The 24,279-nt window shown below is 47.7% G+C and carries 21 protein-coding genes, 1 tRNA gene, 2 rRNA genes and 1 other RNA gene; 21 read left to right on the forward strand and 4 right to left on the reverse strand.

The genetic code is table 11. From position 1 onward, the window contains the following. Positions 1–13: 13 nt before the first annotated feature. Both PAP_RS04240 and hflX read left to right on the forward strand, forming a co-directional pair. Positions 14–346, forward strand: a complete 333-nt coding sequence (locus tag PAP_RS04240) for a nascent polypeptide-associated complex protein (protein ID WP_201769549.1) — start codon at positions 14–16, stop codon at positions 344–346. A gap of 358 nt (positions 347–704) precedes the next feature. Beyond that, positions 705–2,003: a GTPase HflX gene (hflX, locus tag PAP_RS04245; protein ID WP_048165935.1), complete on the forward strand. Its 1,299-nt coding sequence runs from the start codon at positions 705–707 to the stop codon at positions 2,001–2,003. On the opposite strand, the gene PAP_RS04250 is transcribed toward hflX, so the two are convergent. Beyond that, entirely contained in the window at positions 1,962–2,924 is a 963-nt protein-coding gene (locus tag PAP_RS04250; protein ID WP_048164850.1) for an inorganic phosphate transporter, read from the reverse strand. The two genes, hflX and PAP_RS04250, sit on opposite strands and share 42 nt — an antisense overlap. Positions 2,925–3,219: 295 nt before the next feature. Between PAP_RS04250 and PAP_RS04255 the strand changes: the two genes are divergently transcribed. The 14 genes from PAP_RS04255 to PAP_RS04315 all read left to right on the forward strand — a co-directional run bounded on the left by PAP_RS04255 (position 3,220) and on the right by PAP_RS04315 (position 17,543). Continuing rightward, positions 3,220–3,777, forward strand: coding sequence for a pyruvate/ketoisovalerate ferredoxin oxidoreductase subunit gamma (locus PAP_RS04255; RefSeq protein WP_048164851.1), 558 nt, complete (start codon positions 3,220–3,222; stop codon positions 3,775–3,777). A 69-nt stretch (positions 3,778–3,846) separates the two neighbouring features. Next, complete coding sequence (locus tag PAP_RS04260; RefSeq protein ID WP_048164852.1) at positions 3,847–4,164, forward strand: 3-methyl-2-oxobutanoate dehydrogenase subunit delta; 318 nt, start codon at positions 3,847–3,849, stop codon at positions 4,162–4,164. A 10-nt stretch (positions 4,165–4,174) separates the two neighbouring features. Then, positions 4,175–5,353: a pyruvate ferredoxin oxidoreductase gene (porA, locus tag PAP_RS04265; RefSeq protein ID WP_048164853.1), complete on the forward strand. Its 1,179-nt coding sequence runs from the start codon at positions 4,175–4,177 to the stop codon at positions 5,351–5,353. Positions 5,354–5,358: 5 nt separating this feature from the next. After that, positions 5,359–6,294 (forward strand): 3-methyl-2-oxobutanoate dehydrogenase subunit beta, encoded by a 936-nt coding sequence (locus tag PAP_RS04270; RefSeq protein ID WP_048165936.1) that lies wholly within the window; start codon positions 5,359–5,361, stop codon positions 6,292–6,294. Positions 6,295–6,387: 93 nt separating this feature from the next. Continuing rightward, positions 6,388–6,705, forward strand: coding sequence for a pyruvate synthase subunit PorD (gene porD / locus PAP_RS04275; protein ID WP_048164854.1), 318 nt, complete (start codon positions 6,388–6,390; stop codon positions 6,703–6,705). 10 nt (positions 6,706–6,715) lie between these two features. Beyond that, on the forward strand, positions 6,716–7,900 hold the full coding sequence (porA, locus tag PAP_RS04280; protein ID WP_048164855.1) for a pyruvate synthase subunit PorA: 1,185 nt from the start codon (positions 6,716–6,718) through the stop codon (positions 7,898–7,900). A gap of 10 nt (positions 7,901–7,910) precedes the next feature. Then, positions 7,911–8,858 carry a pyruvate synthase subunit PorB gene (gene porB, locus PAP_RS04285; RefSeq protein ID WP_048164856.1) on the forward strand — a complete coding sequence of 316 codons (948 nt, stop codon included), beginning with the start codon at positions 7,911–7,913 and terminating at the stop codon, positions 8,856–8,858. 242 nt (positions 8,859–9,100) lie between these two features. Then, on the forward strand, positions 9,101–9,991 hold the full coding sequence (locus PAP_RS04290; protein WP_048164857.1) for an Mrp/NBP35 family ATP-binding protein: 891 nt from the start codon (positions 9,101–9,103) through the stop codon (positions 9,989–9,991). Between the two features lie 168 nt (positions 9,992–10,159). Next, an RNA gene (gene ffs / locus PAP_RS10175) (signal recognition particle sRNA) lies at positions 10,160–10,475 on the forward strand. 295 nt (positions 10,476–10,770) lie between these two features. Next, a complete protein-coding gene (locus PAP_RS04295) occupies positions 10,771–11,667 on the forward strand; it encodes a dihydroorotate dehydrogenase (protein WP_048164858.1) in 897 nt (298 codons plus the stop codon). A gap of 10 nt (positions 11,668–11,677) precedes the next feature. Beyond that, complete coding sequence (gene queC / locus PAP_RS04300) at positions 11,678–12,397, forward strand: 7-cyano-7-deazaguanine synthase QueC (protein WP_048164859.1); 720 nt, start codon at positions 11,678–11,680, stop codon at positions 12,395–12,397. Between the two features lie 368 nt (positions 12,398–12,765). Next, a 16S ribosomal RNA gene (locus PAP_RS04305) occupies positions 12,766–14,239 on the forward strand. Between the two features lie 52 nt (positions 14,240–14,291). Next, a tRNA-Ala gene (locus PAP_RS04310) sits at positions 14,292–14,368 on the forward strand. Positions 14,369–14,486: 118 nt separating this feature from the next. Then, positions 14,487–17,543: ribosomal RNA gene (locus PAP_RS04315) — 23S ribosomal RNA — on the forward strand. The 16S and 23S rRNA genes sit together here with 1 tRNA gene alongside, the layout of an rRNA operon. A gap of 123 nt (positions 17,544–17,666) precedes the next feature. On the opposite strand, the gene PAP_RS04320 is transcribed toward PAP_RS04315, so the two are convergent. Beyond that, on the reverse strand, positions 17,667–18,161 hold the full coding sequence (locus tag PAP_RS04320) for a THUMP domain-containing protein (RefSeq protein WP_048164860.1): 495 nt from the start codon (positions 18,159–18,161) through the stop codon (positions 17,667–17,669). Positions 18,162–18,222: 61 nt separating this feature from the next. Here PAP_RS04320 and PAP_RS04325 point away from each other — a divergent pair, with 61 nt between their 5' ends. The 5 genes from PAP_RS04325 (at position 18,223) to PAP_RS04345 (ending at position 23,287) form a co-directional block, all read left to right on the forward strand. Further along, entirely contained in the window at positions 18,223–19,437 is a 1,215-nt protein-coding gene (locus tag PAP_RS04325; protein ID WP_048164861.1) for an AAA family ATPase, read from the forward strand. Beyond that, the gene (locus PAP_RS04330; protein ID WP_048164862.1) at positions 19,434–19,967 is read left to right on the forward strand and encodes a metal-dependent hydrolase; all 534 of its coding nucleotides are present in this window, start codon (positions 19,434–19,436) and stop codon (positions 19,965–19,967) included. Before PAP_RS04325 ends, PAP_RS04330 begins: the two co-directional genes overlap by 4 nt. A gap of 140 nt (positions 19,968–20,107) precedes the next feature. After that, positions 20,108–21,103, forward strand: coding sequence for a thioredoxin-disulfide reductase (trxB, locus tag PAP_RS04335; RefSeq protein WP_048164863.1), 996 nt, complete (start codon positions 20,108–20,110; stop codon positions 21,101–21,103). Positions 21,104–21,235: 132 nt separating this feature from the next. Further along, positions 21,236–22,573 (forward strand): ornithine aminotransferase, encoded by a 1,338-nt coding sequence (locus PAP_RS04340; RefSeq protein ID WP_048164864.1) that lies wholly within the window; start codon positions 21,236–21,238, stop codon positions 22,571–22,573. A gap of 108 nt (positions 22,574–22,681) precedes the next feature. Then, the gene (locus PAP_RS04345; RefSeq protein ID WP_394296786.1) at positions 22,682–23,287 is read left to right on the forward strand and encodes an ECF transporter S component; all 606 of its coding nucleotides are present in this window, start codon (positions 22,682–22,684) and stop codon (positions 23,285–23,287) included. On the opposite strand, the gene PAP_RS04350 is transcribed toward PAP_RS04345, so the two are convergent. Together PAP_RS04350 and deoC are read right to left on the reverse strand one after the other, a co-directional pair. Then, positions 23,284–23,568 (reverse strand): family 4B encapsulin nanocompartment shell protein, encoded by a 285-nt coding sequence (locus tag PAP_RS04350; RefSeq protein WP_048164865.1) that lies wholly within the window; start codon positions 23,566–23,568, stop codon positions 23,284–23,286. The two genes, PAP_RS04345 and PAP_RS04350, sit on opposite strands and share 4 nt — an antisense overlap. Continuing rightward, positions 23,568–24,227, reverse strand: coding sequence for a deoxyribose-phosphate aldolase (deoC, locus tag PAP_RS04355; RefSeq protein WP_144367989.1), 660 nt, complete (start codon positions 24,225–24,227; stop codon positions 23,568–23,570). The genes PAP_RS04350 and deoC overlap by 1 nt, the downstream gene beginning before the upstream one ends. Between the last annotated feature and the right edge of the window lie 52 nt (positions 24,228–24,279).

The raw sequence follows: 24,279 nt of genomic DNA on the forward strand, positions 1-24,279 counted from the left end.
TGAAATGATGCCAATGAAAGGTATGAATCCAAAACAGATGCAGAGAATGATGAAGCAGCTCGGAATTAAGATGGAGGAGCTTGAAGGTGTTGAAGAGGTCATCATCAGGATGAAAAACAAGGAAATTGTTATCAAAGAGCCCTCTGTCACGGTAATCACTGCAATGGGAGAGAAGAGCTATCAAATAGTTGGTAAAGAAGAAGTCAAAGAACTCTTAAACATAAGTGAAGAGGACATAAAGCTCGTTATGGAGCAGACTGGAGCTGATTATGAAGCCGCTAAAAAAGCCTTGGAAGAAACAAAAGGTGACTTAGCTGAAGCAATTATAAAGCTCCAAGGAGCTTGATTTTTAATTTCTTTGCATATTCTCTCTTATCTGTACTAACTGGGCACTTTGTTTGATATGTTTTTGAGAGTCCTTAAAATAATCTCTCGAAAGAGTTTAGAGGCAAGATTAGCCTGCTTTTTAATATTAAGGTATCCTTGGCTACTTTTTTCTTTCTTTTGCTGACCTAGCTTTTTAACTACAGTTTCAATTGCTTTTAGCAATTATCCTGACATTATCCTCCTTATCCTGAAGGAGCTTGAGACATCATTACTAGCATCATTGGCACTGCTATTCTAATAATTCCATTTAGCACTTACTTTGATGCCTTTAGTAGAAACCCAAAAACCTATATATCCTTGGTCAAAGCTCATGAATGATGAAGGTTATAGGTGTAATTAGACATTCCCAGAGAAAAAGGGTCAGCAGAGAAGAATTTGAAGAGCTTTTAAGTAGTGCAGGCTATGAGGTTCTTGACATTATAGAGCAGGTTAGAGAAGAGAGTCCCCGCTACAACATAGGTAAAGGAAAGGTGCAGGAGATTAAGGTCAAAATTGAAGAGCTTAAGCCAGATAAAGTTATTTTTGCAAACCGTCTCACTCCTTCTCAGGCCTACAACCTATCTAAGGAACTTGGCATAGAAATTATAGACAAATGGCAGCTCGTTTTAGAGATATTTGAGAAGAGAGCTCGTTCTAAGGAAGCTAAGCTTCAAGTTGAGCTTGCCAACCTTCAGTATGAGCTCCCTATAGTAAAAGAAGCAATTAGAAGGATCAAGCTTGGAGATAAGGCAGGTTTCAAGGGAATGGGTCAGTATCAAACACAGCAGTATCTCAAGCACATTCGCTATAGGATGGGTAAAATTAGGAAGGAGCTTGAGAGGGTTAAAGCTGATAGGGCAGTAAAGAGAAAGAGGAGGGAAGAGGTTGGCTTTATTCTTTTGGCTTTGGCAGGATACACAAATGCGGGTAAGTCTACCCTTTTAAATGCGCTGACGAGAGAAGAGGTGGCTGTTAAGAATCAAATGTTCACAACATTAGGCACAATTACTAGGGCGTTCAAAGTAAGCAGAAAAAAGGTTTTAGTTACTGATACCGTTGGGTTTATAGACAATCTACCTCCATTCATTGTGGAGGCTTTTCATTCGACACTTGAGGAGATTGTACAGGCTGATATAATTCTCCTTGTTTTGGATGCAAGTGAGCCTTGGACTGAGATAAAAAGGAAGTTTTTGGCTTCAATTCACGTTCTAAGAGAGCTCAAGTCGCTTGATAAGCCAATAATAGCTGTGCTCAATAAGAATGATTTGACAACTCCCGAAGACATTAAAGACAAAAAAGAGGAGATAAAAAAATTGGCGGATTCGAGGGGTTTGGTAATCTTTGATGTGGTTTCTATATCCGCTAAGCTGAATGATCTTGATGAGCTCTTTGATGCTTTGGATAGGCTGATTTTGACTTTACCAAAGTTTAAGCTGTTTGAGATTATCGTTGGAGATATTGAAAAAGTTCCGAGGGTTTTATCTCTTTTGAACTCCATTGGGGAGATTGTAGAGGTAAAGGAGAATGAAGAAACAAGGATTTTAGCTTACATTCAAATGGGAATGATAAAGGAGCTAACAAAGCTTGGTGTGGAATTAAAGCAGGCTGGCGAGAGCAAAGAGCTTGAAGATAGCTAAAGCGAAGAAAACTGCCGTCAAAGGTGTTGCAATCCATCCAAACGCGATATCAGCGAGAGTTTTTTTGTTTATACCGTGGCCTGTAACTAGGCCTACGCCCATAACGCCTCCTACAATCGCTTGACTTGAGCTTACAGGCAAGCCCAAAATATTTGCGGCGCTGACCGCTATGGCAGAGCCAAATTGAGCCGCGAATGCTGATATTGGGCCTAAAGACGTTATTTCTTTTCCAACGGTGTGCATAACGGCATAGCTGAATGTTAGTGCTCCCAACGAGAGGCTTATAGCGCCAAAAATGCCTGCTATCTCTGGCTCAATTACTCCAGCGCCTACCAGCGGACCGGTAGCATTTGCAACTTCGTTTGCACCGAAGTTAAAGGCCATGTAAGAGCCTCCCAAAACAGCAAGCCACTTATAGAGCAATTCAATGCTTCTAACGCTTTTTATGTTATTAACCACAATACCATAAATTTTGTAGAGAATACTTGAAACTAAAGCTGCTACGATGGGGGAAACAATCCAAGCTCCAGCTATTTTTGTTAATGTGTGCCACTCCACCGGAGCTCTTATTGCCACTCCAACCCCCACAACGCCTCCGATTATAGCTTGGGTTGTTGACACAGGAAGGCCTCTAATCGTTGCTATGGTGACCCAAAGGCCAGCAGCTAAGAGGGCTATAACTGCCAATTGGAGTGTTAAATACCCTTCGGGGATTATGCCCTTTCCTACAGTTTTCATTACTTTGTACCCCTCTAAATATGCCCCAACTAACACAAAAACTGCTATCGTTAGTGTTGCTTGCTTAAAGGAGAGTATATTTGCCCCCACAGCTGTCCCCATGGCGTTTGCGCTGTCATTTGCTCCTATGTTCCAAGCGATGTAAAAACCGACTGCGAAAACTGCTATAATCAACGCATCCATGGGAATCCCTCTATAGTGGCATATAGTCTATATAGATAAAAACTTAGATTGGAGCGCTTTTAAATTTTTTCTTTGGTATTTTCCGGTATGGTGTTTGAATTGAGACTCCTATTTGTTACTTTACAAATGTAAATGGCACCTTTAATGAGAAGTAATGCTTTTTTCTATACACTAACCATGAATTATGTTCACTTTTACCCAAAGACACTTGCCGAAAGCGTTTTCTTTCTATACCGAAAACTAAATAAATGCTTTTTATCAACAAAACATGAAAACTTATTGGGAGGAAGAGAAAATGATAGAAATTCGTTTTCACGGTAGAGGTGGACAAGGTGCTGTTACTGCGGCCAACATATTAGCAGGAGCTGCATTTACAGAGGGCAAGTACGTCCAAGCATTCCCATTCTTTGGTGTTGAGAGAAGAGGAGCACCAGTCACAGCTTTTACAAGAATCGACGAGAAGCCCATTAGGATAAAGACTCAAATTTATGAGCCAGATGTTGTCGTTGTTTTAGATCCATCCCTCCTCCAAGTCGTTGATGTTACGGCTGGTCTTAAAGAGGGAGGAATTGTTATTGTAAACACAGAGAAGAGCAAGGAAGAAGTTCTTGAGCTCCTTAAGAAGAAGCCAAAGAAGCTCGCCATTGTTGACGCTACAAGCATAGCCCTCGAGGTTCTTGGATTACCAATTACAAACACCTCAATATTGGGTGCAGTTGCTAAGGCAACGGGCATAGTCAAGATTGAGAGCGTTGAGAGTGCTATTAAAGACACATTCTCCGGCGAACTTGGCGAAAAGAACGCTAAGGCTGCAAGAGAAGCCTTTGAAAAGACAGAAATTTATGAGATTTGATTTTTCCCACTTTACTTCATTTAATTGCCTAAAATCACTGCCTGTAACTAATTGAAGGAGGGGATCAGTTTGAACACCCTATTTGGGAGTAAAAAAGATGAAGCAAAAAAGCTCACATTCACAAGTGAGAGTGAGTACCCTGAAGCGCCAATCACCCTTGGCACGACCCTGATAAACTTCACTGGGGACTGGAGGACATTTATACCAGAAATTGATGAATCTAAGTGTGTAAAGTGTTACATCTGCTGGAAGTTCTGCCCGGAGCCTTCCATATACATCAAAGAAGATGGCTACGTTGCAGTGGACTACGACTATTGTAAGGGTTGTGGAATTTGTGCGAATGAGTGCCCAACAAAGGCAATAACCATGGTTAGAGAAGAGAAGTGAGGTGGCGAAGATGAAAAAGGTGATAAGTGGAAACTATGCGGCTGCTTATGCCGCTAAGCACGCAAGAGTTGAAGTTGTGGCTGCTTATCCAATTACTCCCCAAACTTCAATCATCGAAAAGATATCTGAGTTCATAGCTAATGGAGAAGTTGAGAACCTCCAATACGTGCCAGTCGAGAGTGAGCACTCCGCAATGGCCGCTTGTATAGGTGCTTCCGCTACAGGAGCGAGGGCATTTACCGCAACTTCAGCTCAGGGTCTCGCTTTAATGCACGAGATGCTCCACTGGGCAAGCGGAGCTAGATTGCCGATAGTAATGGTCGATGTCAACAGAGCTATGGCCCCACCATGGAGCGTTTGGGATGATCAAACTGACTCTTTGGCACAAAGAGATACTGGCTGGCTTCAATTCTATGCCGAAAACAACCAAGAGGTTTATGATGGCGTTTTGATGGCATTTAAGATAGCTGAGCACAAGAAGGTTAACCTTCCTGTTATGGTCATTGAGAGCGCTTTCATATTGAGCCACACTTATGATGTAGTCGACATGCCACCCCAAGAGGAGATAGATGAATTCCTCCCACCAAGGGAGCCGCTCTACACTCTCACGGACTTTGACAACCCAATCGCCGTCGGTGCTCTTGGTACTCCATCCGACTACTATGAGTTCAGGTACAAGATTGCCAAGGCAATGGAGAACGCTAAAGAAGTCATTAAAGAGGTTGGTAAGGAGTTTGGCGAGCGCTTTGGTAGGGACTACTCAAAGATGATTGAGTTCTACAAGACTGAGGATGCAGATTTCGTCTTCATGGGAATGGGCTCACTAATGGGAACAGTTAAGGAAGCCGTTGACCTGCTTAGGAAGGAAGGATACAAGGTTGGAGCAGCGAAAGTTAGGTGGTTCAGACCATTCCCCAGGGAAGAGCTTTACGAGTTAGCTAAGAACGTCCAAGGAATAGCTGTATTGGACAGAAACTTCTCCTTCGGACAAGAGGGAATACTCTTCAACGAAGCTAAGGGTGTCCTCTACAATACTGACGCAAAGCCAGTAATGAAGAACTATATTGTTGGCCTTGGTGGAAGAGACTTCACTGTCAAGGATGTTAAAGTGATAGCAGACAACATGAAGGCCATAATTGAAAAGGGAGAACTCGATAGGGAGATAGAGTGGTATGGATTAAAGAGGTGAGAAAGATGGAAATTCCTGAGAACGTTAAGAAGAGATTATCACTTCCAGCAGAGGAGTACTTCTATGCTGGACACACAGCTTGCCAAGGTTGTGCTGCCGCATTAGGTCTGAGGTATGTCCTCAAGGCTTACAAGAACAAGGTTATCTTCACAATCCCAGCATGCTGTTCAACAATTATTGCTGGGCCATGGCCATACTCAACATTTGGGGCTCCACTCTTCCACACAGCTTTCGAGACAACAGGTGCTGTCATAGGTGGAATTGAAGCCGCTTTGAAGGCTAAGGGTTACAAGGTTAAGGGCGAAGATGGCATAATGGTCGTCGGATGGGCTGGAGATGGTGGAACAGCGGACATAGGATTACAAGCCTTGAGCGGTTTCCTCGAGAGAGGTCACGATGGCCTTTACATCATGTATGATAATGAGGCTTACATGAACACTGGTATTCAAAGATCAAGCTCAACCCCACAAGGTGCTTGGACCACAAACACACCAGGCGGAAAGAAGCACTTCCTTGAGCAGAGGCCAAAGAAGAAGGTTATTGACATTGTAATAGCCCACAAAATACCCTATGCTGCTACAGCAAGCGTTGCATATCCCGAGGATTTCATGAGGAAGCTTAAGAAGGCTCAAGAAACTCCAGGACCAAGCTTCATACAGCTCTTTGCCCCATGTCCAACCGGATGGAGAAGTCCAACAGACAAATCAATAGAACTTGCTAAGTTGGCAGTCCAAACAGCTTACTTCCCACTCTTCGAGTATGAGAACGGCAAGTATAAGATAAACATGCCTTCACCAAACAAGGAGCCAAAGCCACTTGAAGAGTTCCTCAAGCTCCAAGGAAGATTCAAGTACATGAACAAGGAGGATATGGAGATACTCCAAGAGTGGGTGCTTAGAGAGTGGGATGAGCTCAAGAAAAAAGCAGAAATGTTTAAGTGATTCACAATTTCATTTTTAACTTTTTAATGAAAGCAAAAACATATAAATGAAGATTTGGATTCGTAAGGTGTATTGCTCCGAGAGGTGATTTACATGGCTGAAAACCCCTTTAAAGAGAATATTGAAATGGTTGAAAAGGAGTATAGCGAAAAAATGACTCCAGGAGCTATCGTCTATCTGCCAGGAAGCAGCGTAGTAAACAAAACAGGTTCTTGGAGAGTTTTCATGCCCAAATTTAACAGGGACAAGTGTGTAAGGTGCTTCATGTGCTACATCTACTGCCCAGAGCCAGCAATATACTTAGACGAGGAGAGCTATCCTGTCTTTGATTACGACTATTGTAAGGGTTGTGGAATTTGTGCGAATGAGTGCCCAACAAAAGCTATTGAGATGGTTAGAGAAACTAAATGAGGTGGTATAAATGCCAATGAGAAAGGTTATGAAAGGTAATGAAGCTGCTGCTTGGGCTGCCAAGCTTGCAAAGCCAAAGGTTATTGCTGCTTTCCCGATTACACCATCAACTCTAGTTCCTGAGAAGATTAGTGAGTTCGTTGCTGATGGAGAGCTTGATGCCGAGTTCATTAAGGTTGAGAGCGAGCACTCAGCTATTTCAGCATGTGTTGGTGCTTCAGCCGCTGGAGTAAGAACATTCACAGCAACAGCCTCACAAGGTCTCGCTTTAATGCACGAGATTCTCTTCATAGCAGCTGGAATGAGGCTCCCGATTGTTATGGCCATTGGTAACAGAGCACTCTCAGCTCCAATTAACATCTGGAACGACTGGCAAGACACTATAAGTGAGAGAGACACCGGTTGGCTCCAATTCTATGCTGAAAACAACCAAGAGGCTTTGGACTTAATTTTGGCCGCATTCAAAGTGGCTGAAGATGAGAGAGTCCTCCTCCCAGCAATGGTTGGATTCGACGCATTCATCCTCACACACACAGTCGAGCCCGTCGAGATACCTGACCAAGAGGTAGTTGACGAGTTCCTTGGCGAATACGTTCCAAAGCACGCCTACCTTGACCCTGAGAGGCCAATTACACAAGGTGCTCTTGGATTCCCAGCCCACTACATGGAAGCCAGATACACTGTCTGGGAGGCAATGGAAAACGCCAGAGAGGTTATAAAGGAAGTCTTCGAGGAATTCGAGAAGAAGTTTGGAAGGAAGTACCACATCATTGAGGAGTACAGGACAGACGATGCTGAGATAATTCTCGTCACTATGGGCTCACTCGCTGGAACAGTTAAGGAGTTCGTTGACAAGAAGAGGGAAGAGGGTGTTAAGATAGGTGCCGCAAAGATAACTGTTTACAGACCATTCCCAATCGAAGAGATAAAGGCACTTGCAAAGAAGGCTAAAGTCCTTGCACTCCTTGAGAAGAACATAAGCTTTGGAATTGGCGGTGCTGTTTACACCGACGTCGGCAGGGCTTTGATAAACGAGAAAGAAAAGCCAATAGTCCTTGACTTCATCCTTGGACTCGGTGGAAGGGACGTTACCTTTGAGAACCTAGAGGAAGTCGTTGAGATTGCAAGGAAGGCTATGGATGAGGGAGTTAAAGAAGAAGTCTACTGGATAGGATTGAGGAAGGAGATTTTGTGAGGTGATTTAAATGGCGGTTAGAAAACCCCCAATTACAACTCGCGAGTATTGGGCACCTGGTCACGCTGCATGTGCTGGATGTGGTCCTGCTATAGTCATGAAGCTCGCTACAAAGGCATTTAGTGAAGCTATGGAAGCTAAATACGGCGATCCAAATGCTTTCGCAATCGCTCACGCTACAGGATGTATGGAAGTTGTAAGTGGTGTATTCCCATACACAGCCTGGAAGGCTCCATGGGTGCACGTTGCTTTCGAAAACGCAGCGGCTGTCGCAAGCGGTGTTGAAGCAGCATGGAAGAAGCTTGGAAGGAAGGGTAAGATTTTAGCCATCGGTGGAGATGGTGGAACAGCGGACATAGGTATGCAGGCATTGAGCGGTATGCTTGAGAGAAGACACAACGCAGTTTACCTCATGTATGATAATGAGGCTTACATGAACACTGGTATTCAAAGATCAAGCTCAACCCCATATGGTGCATGGACAACCACTTCACCACCAGGAAAGTACTCAATTGGTGAGGATAAACCAAAGAAAATAGTCGCCCTCATTGCAGCAGCTCACCAAGTTCCATACGTTGCTACCGCAAGCATTGGTGATCCATTAGACTTCTACAGGAAGATGAAGAAGGCTGCAAGCGTTGATGGCCCAGCATTCGTCCAAGTCCTTGCCCCATGTGTCCCAGGATGGAGGACACCACCAGAGAAGACAATCGAAATAGCCAAGCTCGCTATTGAAACAGGTATATGGCCGCTCTTTGAGATTGAGAACGGTGACTTCCACAACATAAAGTTCCAAAGATTCCCCAAGGACGGAAAGTTCAAGAAGCCAATTGAGGAGTACCTCAAGCTCCAAGGAAGGTTTAAGCACCTCTTCAAGAGGCCAGAGGCCATTGAGGAGCTCAAGAACCAAACCAAGGAGCTTTGGAGAATCCTCGGTAAAGAAGTCGAACTTCCATGATTTCCCTTCTTTTTCTTATAGATTTTGTTTTATCTTTGATTAGCTTGAAACCATTCTGTGACCAGTGTTATATTGATGATTATCCCAGTTCAGTATAGGGAATTCTTGAATATATCTTAGTAGGGTAAGGCACTTGGCCATTTCTTACCCACTTTTGTTCATTATTGCATTTATTTATGACAAAGCTTATAAGTTTATCATGGGGAATTCCTTTAGGACAACCTAAAAATGAGGTGATTGTCATGACGATTAAAACTCCTCCAAATTTAAACATTGCAGGTTTTGGAACTGATCCACTGACTCAAAGGATTAAGGACAAGGAAAAAGAGTGGACTTACAAAATAGCGGTTTTAAGTGGTAAGGGAGGCGTTGGAAAGTCAACAGTTGCCGTTAACCTGGCAACTGCCTTGGCCAAGAAAGGCTACTTCGTAGGCGTCCTTGATGCAGATGTTCACGGCCCAAACGTCGCAAAGATGCTCGGTGTTGAAAAGGAAGAAGTTCTTGCCGAGAAGTTTGAAGATGGACACTTTGAGATGATACCTCCTATGAACGACTTTATGGGACAAACCACACCTATAAAAGTTATGAGCATGGGCTTTTTAGTTCCGCCGGATCAGCCAATTATCTGGAGGGGTTCTCTCGTTACCAAGGCCATTAAGCAACTTTTAGGAGATGTTAAGTGGGGTAGTTTGGACTTCATGATAATTGACTTCCCACCTGGAACTGGAGATCAAATTTTGACTGTTACTCAAACCCTCAAGCTAGATGCTGCCATTATTGTCACAACTCCCCAAGAAGTAGCTCTCCTTGATACTGGAAAGGCAGTAAACATGATGAAGCAGATGGGAGTGCCATACATAGCTGTCGTTGAAAACATGAGCTACCTCATATGTCCCCACTGCGGCAACAAGATAGATCTCTTTGGGGAGGGAGGCGGTGAAAAGCTTGCTCAAAAGGAGGGCGTTGACTTTTTGGGTAAAGTCCCGATAGATGTGAAAGCAAGAGAGGCCAGTGATAACGGCATTCCAATAGTTCTCTATGATGATACCGCAGCAGCAAAAGCGTTTATGAAGATTGTTGAAAAACTCATCAAGAAGCTTGAGGAAACGAAAAAAGAGAAAAGTGAGGAGTGAATTCTCTCATTTTTCTGCTTTTATTTTGTTTCTAAAGCTAGCATCTTTTAGAGTCCGCCTTCTATATGGTGTAGGTAACATAGGGAATACAAAAGATTCTAGAAAGAAATCAGGAAAATGCCCTCAGAACCAAATCTTTATATACCCGCCCTATCTATTAGTCTATGGCGGCGGACTAGGCTGGGGGGTTCGGCGTCCCCTGGAACCCGAAACCGTCGATATGCGGGGGCCGAAGCCCGAGGGGCGGTTCCTAAAGCCGCCCAGCCGACCCCGGGAGGAGTAATGATCCCTCGTCCCACGGGGCTGGCGGTGGGCCAAGTACGGCTGGAGGGCCGTGCTAAGGCCCTTTGCCCGCTGAACCCCGCAAGGCCCGGAAGGGAGCAGCGGTAGGCGGGACGTTCGGCGCTCGTGGGGGTAACGGGGGAGAACAAGTCCCGAGCAAGGCTGGGCGGTGGAGGGTTCCCACCCTCGGGCGTGTCCGCCGCCACACAACCTTTTGCTTAACAAAAGGTTGATCAAAGCTCGTATGTCCTCCGAAATTTAACTGTTTTTGGGTGAATCTTTACTCAACATGCTGCTTTTTATCGTTTCACTTATGATGGCGTCCTGTAGACGCCGAACGAAAGCTGAAACTAATTTAGCATCAAATTTGTTCGTTTAATTCACATCTAAGCATGCGACTTTAAATGAGACATACAAACTTAGTCAACTTTGCTCGGCAAGGATTGTGGCAAAACATTAATAATTCAGCTTCACCTTTTGCTTAGTAGGTGTCAAACATGCTGAGCGTTGAAGTTGCTAAGCTTAAGCTCGAAAATCCCCTCATGATAGCTTCTGGAGTATGCGATATGACCCCTGATTTGTTGAGGAGGGCTCACGAAGAAGGTGCTGGCGCTGCTGTAACAAAGTCCATTGGAATTAAACCAAAAAAAGGCTATGACAATCCCACGATAGTGGAGCTCCCGTATGGACTGATAAACGCGATGGGGCTTCCAAACCCTGGATGGGAAGCATTTTATGAGGAGTTCATAAATGAGAAGTTTGACTTTCCAATAATTGTTTCAATCTTTGGCGGAGATGAGAAAGAGTTTGCATTTTTGGCGGAAAAGCTGAGTGATGTTGCCGATGCTTTTGAGCTGAACTTGAGCTGCCCCCATGCGAAAGGCTACGGCATGGAGATAGGCCAAAATCCAGATATGGTCTATAGAGTAGTAAGAGTGGTTAAAGATGTTACGGATAAGCCAGTTATTGCAAAGCTAACCCCAAACATAGACAACATAACCAAACTCGGCTTAGCTGCAGAGAGGGCTGGAGCTGATGCTGTGTCTGCAATAAACACACTAAAGGCAATAGCCATAGATATATATGCCAAAAAACCAATTTTGAGCAACAAAGTTGGAGGCTACTCGGGCCAGGGTATAAAGCCGATAGCATTGAGGGCGGTTTATGACTTAGCTAAAGCTTTGGACATAGACATCATAGGCATAGGTGGAATAACAACGTGGCAGGATGCTGTAGAATTCTTAATGGCAGGTGCTAAAGCCCTTCAAATTGGAACCGCTGTCTCTTTGAGAGGTTTTGAGGTGTTTGGAGAAATCAATGAAGGAATAACGAGGTTTTTAATAGACGAAGGATATAATGATGTGAGGGAAATTATTGGCATAGCACTAGAGTGAGGTGGAAAAAATGAAGAGAGCTGTCGTTCTGTTTAGCGGCGGTTTGGATTCGACAGCCTGTTTATACTGGGCAAAAAAGAACTATAACGAAGTGATTATGCTTACTGTAAACTATGGGAGCAACGAAGAGAAGGTTACAAACAAAGTTGCGGAGTTTTTTTCAAGAGAGCTGAATGTTCCGTTAAAAATAGTGGAGCTTGAATTCCTTAAAGAGTTCTCGAAAATGCGAGGAACAACACTCGTGGGAGGAGAGACTCCAAAAGTCAGTGCTGAAGAGCTCGAAAATATGAAACGAGCTGAAGAAACAGCGAAAAGTGTTTGGGTGCCAGCTAGAAATGTGGTTTTAATTAGCATTGCCGCTTCACTTTTGGATGCTCTTGGAGGAGGAGATATCATAGTGGGCTTTAATGCTGAAGAGGGGACAACTTTCCCTGACAACACTTTAGAGTTCGTTGAGAGGATGAACGAGATGCTTCGCTATGGAGCGCTGAGCGAAGTTAAAGTTGTAGCTCCTTTGATAAATCTTGACAAGAAAGGAATAGCAAGACTTTTGAAAGAGTTAAACACAAAGTATGAGTATTCAAACTCATGCTATATGCCTAAAGGATTCACTGAAGACGGAAAGCCAATCCACTGCGGAGAATGTGAAAGCTGTGTGAGGAGACATAGAGGGCTAATCAAAGGAATTGGTGAAGACAGGACGGTTTATGCTGTTAAACCGAAAATTTAATGTGTCTTTTTCTTTGTACATGTTTATCATTTTTATGTCAATTTAATGGCACTATTTGGAGATGTTTTATCATGAGTTTGTTAATTATCCAAGGGCTTACTCTTTTTGCAATTATTTTGTATTGTGGGGGTTGGGGGTTATTGGGTGGAGCCCCCGAACAGGGGGCCCAAAGCCCTGGTGCCAAGACGGCGGCGTCGAGGGGAGCGAGGGCAAAGCCCTCACAATGAACCCCGCCCTCCAACCAAGGGCACAACACAATGCGCTCTCGAGGAAAACCCCAACCGGGGGAACCCTCGGGAGTAAGACAGGCCCAACACCCCAACCAAACCCCGGACGGAATGCGATTTTCACATCGCGGCCGACTCCCAATTCCGGTTGATCCTGCCGGAGGCCACTGCTATCGGGGTCCGACTAAGCCATGCGAGTCAAGGGGCGCTTGCGCGCACCGGCGTACGGCTCAGTAACACGTCGGTAACCTACCCTCGGGAGGGGGACAACCCCGGGAAACTGGGGCTAATCCCCCATAGGCTTGGGGTACTGGAAAGTCCCCAAGCCGAAAGCTCCGGCGCCCGAGGATGGGCCGGCGGCCGATTAGGTAGTTGGTGGGGTAACGGCCCACCAAGCCGACAATCGGTACGGGCAGTGAGAGCTGGAGCCCGGAGATGGACACTGAGACACGGGTCCAGGCCCTACGGGGCGCAGCAGGCGCGAAACCTCCGCAATGCGGGAAACCGCGACGGGGGGACCCCGAGTGCCGTGGCACAGCCACGGCTTTTCCGGAGTGCAAGGAGCTCCGGGAATAAGGGCTGGGCAAGGCCGGTGGCAGCCGCCGCGGTAATACCGGCGGCCCAAGTGGTGGCCACTATTATTGGGCCTAAAGCGTCCGTAGCCGGGCCTGTAAGTCCCTGGCGAAATCCCACGGCTCAACCGTGGGGCTTGCTGGGGATACTGCAGGCCTTGGGACCGGGAGAGGCCGGGGGTACCCCTGGGGTAGGGGTGAAATCCTATAATCCCAGGGGGACCGCCAGTGGCGAAGGCGCCCGGCTGGAACGGGTCCGACGGTGAGGGACGAAGGCCAGGGGAGCAAACCGGATTAGATACCCGGGTAGTCCTGGCTGTAAAGGATGCGGGCTAGGTGTCGGGCGAGCCTCGAGCTCACCCGGTGCCGCAGGGAAGCCGTTAAGCCCGCCGCCTGGGGAGTACGGCCGCAAGGCTGAAACTTAAAGGAATTGGCGGGGGAGCACTACAAGGGGTGGAGCGTGCGGTTTAATTGGATTCAACGCCGGGAACCTCACCGGGGGCGACGGCAGGATGAAGGCCAGGCTGAAGGTCTTGCCGGACACGCCGAGAGGAGGTGCATGGCCGCCGTCAGCTCGTACCGTGAGGCGTCCACTTAAGTGTGGTAACGAGCGAGACCCGCGCCCCCAGTTGCCAGCCCCTCCCGTTGGGAGGGAGGCACTCTGGGGGGACTGCCGGCGATAAGCCGGAGGAAGGAGCGGGCGACGGTAGGTCAGTATGCCCCGAAACCCCCGGGCTACACGCGCGCTACAATGGGCGGGACAATGGGAACCGACCCCGAAAGGGGAAGGAAATCCCCTAAACCCGCCCCCAGTTCGGATTGCGGGCTGCAACTCGCCCGCATGAAGCTGGAATCCCTAGTACCCGCGTGTCATCATCGCGCGGCGAATACGTCCCTGCTCCTTGCACACACCGCCCGTCACTCCACCCGAGCGGGGTCTGGATGAGGCCTCGTCCTCTGGGCGGGGTCGAGTCCGGGCTCCGTGAGGGGGGAGAAGTCGTAACAAGGTAGCCGTAGGGGAACCTACGGCTCGATCACCTCCTAACGCAGGAAATCCGTCCGGGGGGTTATAGGGGTGTTGGGCCTGTCAATCGTGGGCCGGTAGCTCAGCCTGGGAGAGCGCCGGCTTTGCAAGCCGGAGGCCCCGGGTTCAAATCCCGGCCGGTCCACCACGAAGAGTGCAACTCCCGAGCAGAGCTCGGGGGTGAAGGGTCTGAGGGAGTGAATAACTCCCGCGATGAGGGCCGTGCACAGGCAGACTAACCCAAAAAACTGCCCAGCCTCCATAGTAGGGGCAAGTACACTAAACCGCCTGGTGGATGGCTCGGCTCGGGGCGCCGACGAAGGGCGTGGCAAGCTGCGATAAGCCTCGGTGAGGCGCAGGCAGCCGTCGAGCCGAGGATTCCCGAATGGGACTTCCCGCCCTTATGGGCACTCCGTAAGGAGGGGGAACGCGGGGAATTGAAACATCTTAGTACCCGCAGGAAAAGAAAGCAAAAGCGATGCCGTGAGTAGGGGCGACCGAAAACGGCACAGGGCAAACTGAACCCCAAGTGGAAACACTTGGGGGATGTGGTGTGGTGGGTCCTGCCTAGGATCCTCCTCGGTGAAGCTGAAGTCCGCTGGAATGCGGCGCCGGAGAGGGTGATAGCCCCGTAAGCGTAAGCCGAGTGGATCCGGCAGGATTCCTGAGTACCGTCGGTCGGATATCCGGCGGGAATCTGGGAGGCATCGGCTCCCAACCCTAAATACGTCCCGAGACCGATAGCGAACTAGTACCGTGAGGGAAAGCTGAAAAGTACCCCTGGCAGGGGGTGAAAAGAGCCTGAAACCAGGCGGTGATAGTTGGGTGCGGCTCTTAAGGAGTGAGTCTCCCTGAAGGAAAGCCTCGCGAGGGGTGAGTACGAGGGGAGAGGACCGGGGTCGCACCGTCCGTCTTGAAACACGGGGCAGGGAGTTCATCCGAGCGGCGAGGTTAAGGGGTGGAACCCCGAAGCCGTAGGGAAACCGACAGGTCCGCAGGCGTTTGCTGAGGGACGGGGTGTGAAAGCGCCTGGAGTCGCTCGGATGAGACCCGAAACCGGTCGATCTAGCCCGGGGTAGGGTGAAGTCCCTCACCAGAGGGATGGAGGCCCGTTAGGGATGCTGACGTGCAATTCGCTCCCGTGACCTCGGGCTAGGGGTGAAAGGCCAATCGAGGCCGGAGATAGCTGGTTCCCCCCGAATTATCCCGTAGGATAGCCCGGGGCGAGGTTGGTGGTGGGGTAGAGCACTGATTGGGTGTTTAGGGGGCGAAAGCCTCCGGCATCCTGTCAAACTCCGAACCCACTACCGCCGTAGACCCCCGGAGTAGGGCAACGGTGTAAGCCGTCTGCCGAAAGGGAAAGAACCCAACCTGGGGTTAAGGTCCCTAAGTGCCGGCTAAGTATGACCTAAAGGGTGTCCCTGGCCTTAGACAGCGGGGAGGTAGGCTTAGAAGCAGCCATCCTTTAAAGAGTGCGTAACAGCTCACCCGTCGAGGTCAGGGGCCCCGAAAATGGACGGGGTTCAAGCCGGCCACCGATACCCCAGCGGGCGGAGTGTTTGCTCCGTCATCGGGTAGGGGGGCGTTCCGGTGGGGTAGAAGGTGGGCCGTGAGGTCCACTGGACCCGTCGGAATTGCGGATCCTGCCGGGAGTAGCAGCATAGCCGGGTGAGAATCCCGGCCGCCGTAGGGGCAAGGGTTCCACGGCAATGTTCGTCAGCCGTGGGTTAGTCGGTCCTAACCTGGCCCGTAATTCGGTGCCGGGGAAAGGGAAACGGGTTTATAATCCCGTACCGCGGGGGTAGGTGCGGTAACGCAAGCCCGGAGGGTGACGCCTCGGGGTAGGCGGACCGGTCTTGCATGGCCGGCTAAGCGTATAAGCCCGGGGAGTACCGTAATGGTGAGAACCGGGTGAAGGCGTGATGGGCCTCCCGTTAGGGGGGTTCCGCTGATCCCTGGGGCCCGTGAAAAGCCTTCCGGGAGCGATCCTCCGCGACCGTACCAAGAACCGACACCGGTGCCCCTGGGTGAGAAGCCTAAGGCGTGTCGGGGGAAACCCAGCCGAGGGAAATCGGCAAATTGGCCCTGTAACTTCGGGAGAAGGGGTGCCTGCGGTTGTGTAAACCGCAGGTCGCAGTGACTAGGGGGGCCCGACTGTTTAGTAAAAACACAGGTCCCAGCTAGCCCGAAAGGGTTTGTACTGGGGCCGACGCCTGCCCAGTGCCGGTACGTGAAGCCCGGGTTCAACCGGGTGAAGCGCCGGTAAACGGCGGGGGTAACTATAACCCTCTTAAGGTAGCGAAATTCCTTGTCGGTTAAATGCCGACCTGCATGAATGGCGTAACGAGGTCCCCACTGTCCCCGGCTGGGGCCCGGCGAAACCACTGCCTGGCCGCGTATGCCAGGGACCTCCGGACGGAAGCGAAGACCCCATGGAGCTTTACTGCAGCCTGCCGTTGCTGTACGGCTGGGGGTGCGCAGCGTAGGCGGGAGGCGTCGAAGCCCGTCCTCTGGGGCGGGTGGAGCCGTCCATGAGACACCGCCCACCTTTAGCCGTACAGCTAACCTCCTGTTGGGGGGACAGCGGTAGGTGGGCAGTTTGGCTGGGGCGGCACACTCCCGAAAAGGTATCGGGAGTGCCCTAAGGTCGGCTCAGGCGGGTCAGGAATCCGCCGTAGAGTGTAAGGGCAAAAGCCGGCCTGACTGGACTCGTAACAGAGGCGGGTCCAGCCGCGAAAGCGTGGCCTAACGAACCCCAGAGCCTCCCCGGTGGGGGCCTGGGATGACAGAAAAGCTACCCTGGGGATAACAGAGTCGTCTCGGGCGAGAGCCCATATCGACCCCGAGGCTTGCTACCTCGCTGTCGGCTCTTCCCATCCTGGTCCTGCAGCAGGGGCCAAGGGTGGGGGTGTTCACCCATTAAAGGGGAACGTGAGCTGGGTTTAGACCGTCGTGAGACAGGTCGGATGCTATCCTCCGGAGGTGTTGGCCGCTTGAGGGGAAGGTGCCCTTAGTACGAGAGGAACAGGGTGCCGCGGCCTCTGGTCTGCCGGTTGTCTTGCAAGGCATAGCCGGGCAGCTACGCCGTGTCCGATAAGGCCTGAAGGCATCTAAGGCCGAAGCGGATAAGGCCTGAAGGCATCTAAGGCCGAAGCGGTCCCCGAAAATAAGCGGCCGTTCCCTGGGTTGGGGTTTGGGTGACCGGCCCGTTTCCAGGGACGAGGGCGCCCGTAGAAGACGGGTTTGTTGGGGCGGGGGTGTAAGCGGGAAGGGTTTCCGACCCGTTTAGCCTGCCGTTCCCAATTGCCCGAGGTCTTGCCCTGAATTGGGGGCTGGGCGTTTGAAAGGTTAGTCTGCCTGTGCACGACCCACCAAAACCCTTCCCAAAACTTCTTGCGCAATTAAAAAACTAGTTATTGTTTCTGAATGCAAAAATTAATATGAGGCTAGAAGTGGATATCCTTTTTTATAAACTCCTCTTGCATCAGTATTCCTATTCCTGTTTTCGTTCCTAGTATTTCAATCACAACCGTCCACTTTGGATTGCTTAGATTGACAACCGCATTTAGTTCTTCCTTTATTTTTCCTCCTAGCTCGATTTCAATGTCTTTGCTTGATTTGATTTTATTTCCTCTCTTCCTGCATCTAACTGCAAAGCTGTCTCCTTCTTTTATCTTTGTTTTTGCGAGTTCAAAACCAATATTTATTATTTCATCCCTATCGCTCTTAACGAGCACGTCTAAAGGAGTAATCTTAAAAATCGCACTTGTCTCAAATTCAATTATGCGTTTCAGTGCCTCTGCTTTCTCAAGAGGAGTGAACACAATTAGGACTCCTCTCCATTTTGTGCGTTTGACTTTTGCATTTCCCAATGCCCATTCTAATTCTAGAGAAGCATCTCCTTCCCTTCCAACAGGACATGTAACTAAAAGAACTGTCATCTGCTTTCCCTCCACAACTTTTATATCTAATCGCAACTGAACTTTTAAGGGTGGTGATTAAATGGAGAACAAAGTGATGCCTCTTAAAGTTTATCAGTCTCCTTCTTATGAGATCTATGGTATATCAAAAAACCCTTTTGCAGAGCTTGCAAGTGAAGGTATACGCGATGTGGAGAGCATACACGTTTACCAAGAAGTTGATATGAAGCTCTCTATGGCTTTATCTGAGGTTCTTGGAAACAAGACTTCGATAGCTTTTTCTATAGTCGGGCCGCTGGGAATGGGAAAGACTCAAAGACTTAAGAGCTTGGCAAAATCGATTGAGGAAAACAATGGAAAGGCCATATATGTTAAGGTGGACACCAATGATATTCTGAAAATAACGCGCGATATATTCAACGCTTTTAAACCTCCGAAGAGCAAAACTGCTATATTTTTGGAGAATCTATCAAAAAAGCTCGGTTTTATTGATCAGCTTGAAAAAATGCTCACATCTGTTGATGAGTACAAATCCAGAGATATAGCGGAGCTTTTAACGAAAGAGATGAGTAAATATCCTCATTCTGCTCTTCTCCTTGATGAGCTTGAAAACATGCAAACTGCTAGGGAGCAGGAGAAGATACAGTTTTTTGAGATGCTAAGACACTTTATAAGCAACATGCCCCCAGGATGTATTTTTGTGTTTGCCTGTGTTCCTGAAGCTTACGAAGAGTATACAAAGCTCTTTCCGGCCTTTTTCATGAGGCTCCACTATGAGTTTAAGCTCAGGCCTATGAGTATAGATGAAACATTTGAACTTGTTAAAAAGCGTTTAAACGGAGTTAGAATTAGAGATACGGATGATCCTATATACCCCTTCACCGAAAAGGCCATAGAGCTAATCCACAGCCTTGGAAAGGGCAATCCAAGACAAATATTGAGACTCCTACACTTTGTGTTGAATGAGGCAAGCAAGCACAAATTTGACCCAATTGATGACTACGTCGTTACCACAATATTGGAAGAGCCCAAGAGCCTCGAAGAGTACTTAACAAGGATTCCTGATGACTATAAGGAGCTGGTGGAGGCTATTGTCTTTAAGTTCAAAGGCGGACCAGTGAGCTACATCCAAATTGCCAAGGAAGTCAAAAAGCCTGGAATTCAGGTTTATGATCATTTGGAAGAGCTCATAAGGCTTGGATTCTTAGTCGGCGATCCAAAAGGCAACTACAAAGTCCCCGAATACGTTAGGAGATTCATGGAAAAAGAAGAGAGGGCTGGGGAGGCAGAGGAGTGAATTATGATGGGCACGTGCTAGGGGGTATTCTAACATATCCCCTGGCTGTTTTAGTGCTCTCTTTGCTAAAATTTTATGGCAACTTGCCCATTGAGATGAGCTTTATAGCAATGGCTTTAGGCTACGCCTTTTACGTATTGGGTAGCGATTTGCCTGATCTGGATCATCCGGAGGCTTTAATTCACCGCGGCTCTAAACCAATTGTGGCGGTGGCTGTGGGAAGCTCCATCTTCTTAAAAGCCCAGCAGTATGCCAACATAGCCCCTTACGAGTGGGCAAACCTCACAATAGCTTGGGGGATTGGAGCAATAGTTGCATTTGCTTCGTGGTATGCATACACTGCACTAATGCCGAGGCACAGAGGAGTTGTACATTCTTTGGCATTTGCATTCATCTATGCTATCTTAGTCTTTGTGGCCCTTGAATACGGTTTGGATCTCAAGTTTGGTGAGGCGCTTTTTGTTGGTATTGCATCTTTTTTGGGTTATACTCTCCACTTAATTTTAGATAGACACATAAAACTCTTTTAATGTCTTATTTTTGTTTTTCAACAATGTTTTAAAGTTTAAATGCTAAAAAATAATTATGCTCTGCTGATTGAATATTATACATATGTGTCCCATAATGTTTTTAAATTATTTTAGGGACACCAAAAATTGGAGGTGGTAACATGTTCAGCTTAACGGGATTGTCAACTGCTGGAAAAGATGAGAATAAAGTAAGAGATGTCCTTATTATTGGTGCAGGACCCGCGGGATACACAGCAGCAATTTATGCGGCGAGGTATGGTTTGGACGTGGATATCATAAGCAAAGACCTTGGTGGAAATATGGCTTTAACTGACTTAATAGAGAACTACCCTGGGTTCCCAGATGGTGTAAGCGGTCAGAAGCTCGCTACCTTAATGTATGAGCAGGCCAAAAAGCTGGGTGTGGATGTTATTTTTGATGAGGTTGTTAGAATTGATCCTGCAGAGTGCCCCTACTATGAAGGGCCGTGCAAATTTGAGATCCACACCAAGAACGGTAAGATCTACAAGGCCAAGACGGTTATTATTGCGGTTGGAGCGACACCAAGGAAGCTTAGAGTTCCGGGGGAGGACAAGTTCTATGGAAGGGGTGTGAGCTACTGTGCAACATGTGATGGACCTCTCTTTAAGGGCAAAGAAGTCGTTGTGGTTGGAGGGGGCAACACCGCCCTTCAGGAGGCTATATTCCTCTATGAAATAGGTGTTAAAGTAACTCTTGTCCACAGGAGGGAAGAGTTTAGGGCAGACAAGATACTTCAAGACCGCTTTAAGGAGAAGGGAATCCCCACAGTTCTCAACGCCGTTGTAACAGAAATTAAAGGAGATCAAAAAGTAGAGGCAGTGGTGTTAAAGAACGTCAAAACTGGAGAGATATTTGAGAAAAAGGTCGATGGAGTGTTCATCTTTATAGGTTATGAGCCGAAGACAGACTTCGTCAAACATCTCGGAATAACCGATGAGTATGGCTACATCCCTGTGGACATGCACATGAGAACCAAGGTCAGAGGCATTTTTGCAGCAGGAGACATTACAAACGTTTTCAAACAAATAGCTGTTGCCGTTGGTCAGGGAGCAATAGCCGCCAACTCGGCCAAAGAGCTCTTAGAGGAATGGCAGAATAAAATTGCCTCAGAGTAGCTTTATTTTCTTTTGAGTTTTGAATTACTTCACAATTTCTCTGCTTGCTTCGAAACTTTTTCGAACAAACCTGTTCTTTGATGAGCATAAAATTATATAGATATATAACGGGTTATACAGTGGTGAGCTAAGATGGTAAAGAGACCTGTTGTTAAAGAGTTACCCGGTCCAAAGGCAAAGGAGATAATTGAGAAGAACTTTGAGGTTTTAGCTACAACAACTCAAGACCCAGAGGCTTTGCCTATAGTTATCGACCACGGTGAGGGAGTTCTCGTCTATGACATTGATGGGAACAGCTTCTATGACTTTGGAAGCGGCGTTGGTGTTATGAACGTCGGCCACGCGCACCCAAAAGTTGTCGAGGCTGTTAAGAGGCAGGCTGAAAAGTTTACACACTTTGCTCTAAACGACTTCTTCTATGAAAACGCCGTTGTGTTGGCACAAAAGCTAAGTGAACTTGCTCCAGGAGACTTTGCCAAGAAAGTTGCGTATCAAAACAGCGGTGCAGAGGCCAACGAGGTTATGATGAAGCTCGTGAAGTACGGCACTGGAAGAAAGAGGTTCATAGCCTTCTACCACGCATTCCACGGAAGGACACAAGCTGTTTTGAGCTTAACAGCAAGTAAGTGGGTGCAGCAAGAGAGGTTCTTCCCAACTATGCCCGGCGTTGAGCACATTCCATATCCAAATCCCTACAGGAACCCATGGCACATCGATGGTTATGCTGACCCCAAGGAGCTCATAAACCGCGTTCTTGAATTCCTCGAGGACTACGTCTTCAAGCACGTTCCACCAGAAGAAGTTGGTGCTATAGTCTTTGAGCCAATCCAAGGTGAAGGCGGCTACGTCGTTCCACCAAAAGACTTCTTCAAGGATCTCAAGAAGCTCGCTGACAAATATGGAATTCTCTTAGCTGACGATGAAGTCCAAATGGGTGTTGGTAGAACAGGTAAGTTCTGGGCTATCGAGCACTTTGGCATTGCTCCAGACACAATCCAGTTTGGTAAGGCTATAGGTGGAGGAATACCCTTAGCAGGATGTATCCACAGAGCTGATATAGCATTCGACAAGCCTGGAAGGCACGCCTCAACCTTCGGTGGAAACCCTGTTGCCATTGAAGCGGCCATTGAAGTAGTGGAGATAGTTAAAGGCCTCCTTCCACATGTCCAAGAGGTTGGCGATTACTTACACAAGAGGCTTAAGGAGCTTGAGGAGAACTACGAGGTCATCGGTGATGCAAGAGGTCTTGGACTTGCTCAAGCTGTCGAGTTCGTTAAGAACAAGGACACAAAGGAGAAGAACGCTGAAGTTAGAAACAAAGTTGTTGCGGAAGCCGCTAAGAGAGGTCTCATACTCCTCGGCTGTGGCGACAATTCCCTCAGGTTTATCCCACCATTAATCGTCACCAAGGAAGAAATCGACGTCGCCATGGAGATATTCGAGGAGTCATTAAAGGCAGCTTTGAAGTGATCTCTTTTTACTCTCTCTTTTATTCCCCAGCTATTCTTCAGAGGAAAGTTTTTAAGCGGATAACTCAAGTTTTAACTTGAATAATTTTGTAATGTGGAGGTGGTAACTGTGACTGAAGAAGAGCTGATGGTTATAGCTCCTTATGTTAAATGGCTGCTGCTCCTCGTGGTGGTGCTCTACTTTGGATATGTGTTCGTTCTGAAAAAGGAGGAGTTTAAGAGCTCAAGGGTCGTCGCGGTCTCCGCAGTAATGGCTGCCCTTGTTACAGTAGCGACGATGGTAATTAGAATCCCAACACCTCAGACCAGCGGTTACATAAACTTTGGAGATACAATGGTCATGCTTAGCGGTGTTTTGTTCGGCCCACTCGTTGGAGCTTTTGCTGGAGGATTTGGCTCTGCTCTTGCTGATGCTATAGGCTATCCTCATTGGGCCCCGTTTACCTTGGTCATCAAGGGAGTTGAAGGATGGGTGGTAGGCTACATTGCATCAAAGAGAGAGGACTTCACAACGGTGCTCCTGGCCACGATAGTGGGCGGCTTCCTAATGGTGCTGGGTTACTTCCTCGTCGAGGTCTACCTCTACGGGATTGGGGGAGCAATGGCAGAAATCCCGGGTAATACACTTCAAGCAATTACAGGAATAATAGTGGGAGGAGGAGTGGGGTACACCATAAAAAGGAGGTACCCCCAGATAGTCTCAATGGTATCCTAGACGCGCAGCTCTTTCCACACTTCTTTCTCTTTCTCCTTTAAGAATGGGTCTACAGAGATTCTTCTAGATGCTTTTTTCATTAGTCCAAGCGTTTGAGAGTCTGCGATAACTGCATCATAGCCCAAGTCTTCAATTTCATATATCTTCAGATTGTAGTCTACCAGTACATCACCCGCATATAGTAAGAAATCAGAGCCAGCCAAGATAATGTCTGGATTTAATCCCTCGTCTTTGAGCTCTTTGATTTTTGCCTCAAGGATTTCTTTTATCTCCTCTCTCATCACTCTTGTTCCTCCACTATCTTTATGCCGCTTGATGTCCCTATTCTTGTAGCTCCTGCTTCTATCATTGCCTTCGCTTGCTCATACGTCCTTATTCCACCGGAGGCCTTGACTCCCAGCTTATCACCAACGACTTTGCGCATTAGTTTAACATCTTCTATTGTTGCTCCGCCGCTTCCAAAGCCCGTCGAGGTTTTTACAAAGTCCGCTCCTGCTTCCATAGCTAGTTTACAGGCTATCTCTTTTTCTTCATCTGTTAAATAGCACGTCTCAATAATGACTTTCACCAAAGCTCCTCTCTCGTGAGCAACTTTCACAATCTCTGCAATGTCGTTCTTAACGTACTCATAATTGCCATCCTTTAGAGCGCCTATGTTTAATACCATATCCAGCTCTTCTGCCCCATCTTCCAAAGCTTTTTTCGCTTCAAAGACCTTAACTTCAGTCGGCGTTGCTCCCAAGGGAAAGCCTATAACAGTCGCTACTTTAACGTCACTTCCCTCTAACTGCTCCTTAGCGAGCTTGACGCGATATGGATTAACACAGACTGCGTAGAATCCATACTTTTTGGCCTCTTCACACAGCTTTATTATGTCCTCTTTGGTCGCATAAGCCCTTAAATTTGTGTGATCGATATATCTCGCTATATCAAAGTCCATGCACATCACCTCTAAGGTTTTACGCTTAATCCCTTATTAGCCTTTTCTACTC

The organism is Palaeococcus pacificus DY20341 (genome assembly GCF_000725425.1).
GTDB lineage: Archaea > Methanobacteriota_B > Thermococci > Thermococcales > Thermococcaceae > Palaeococcus > Palaeococcus pacificus.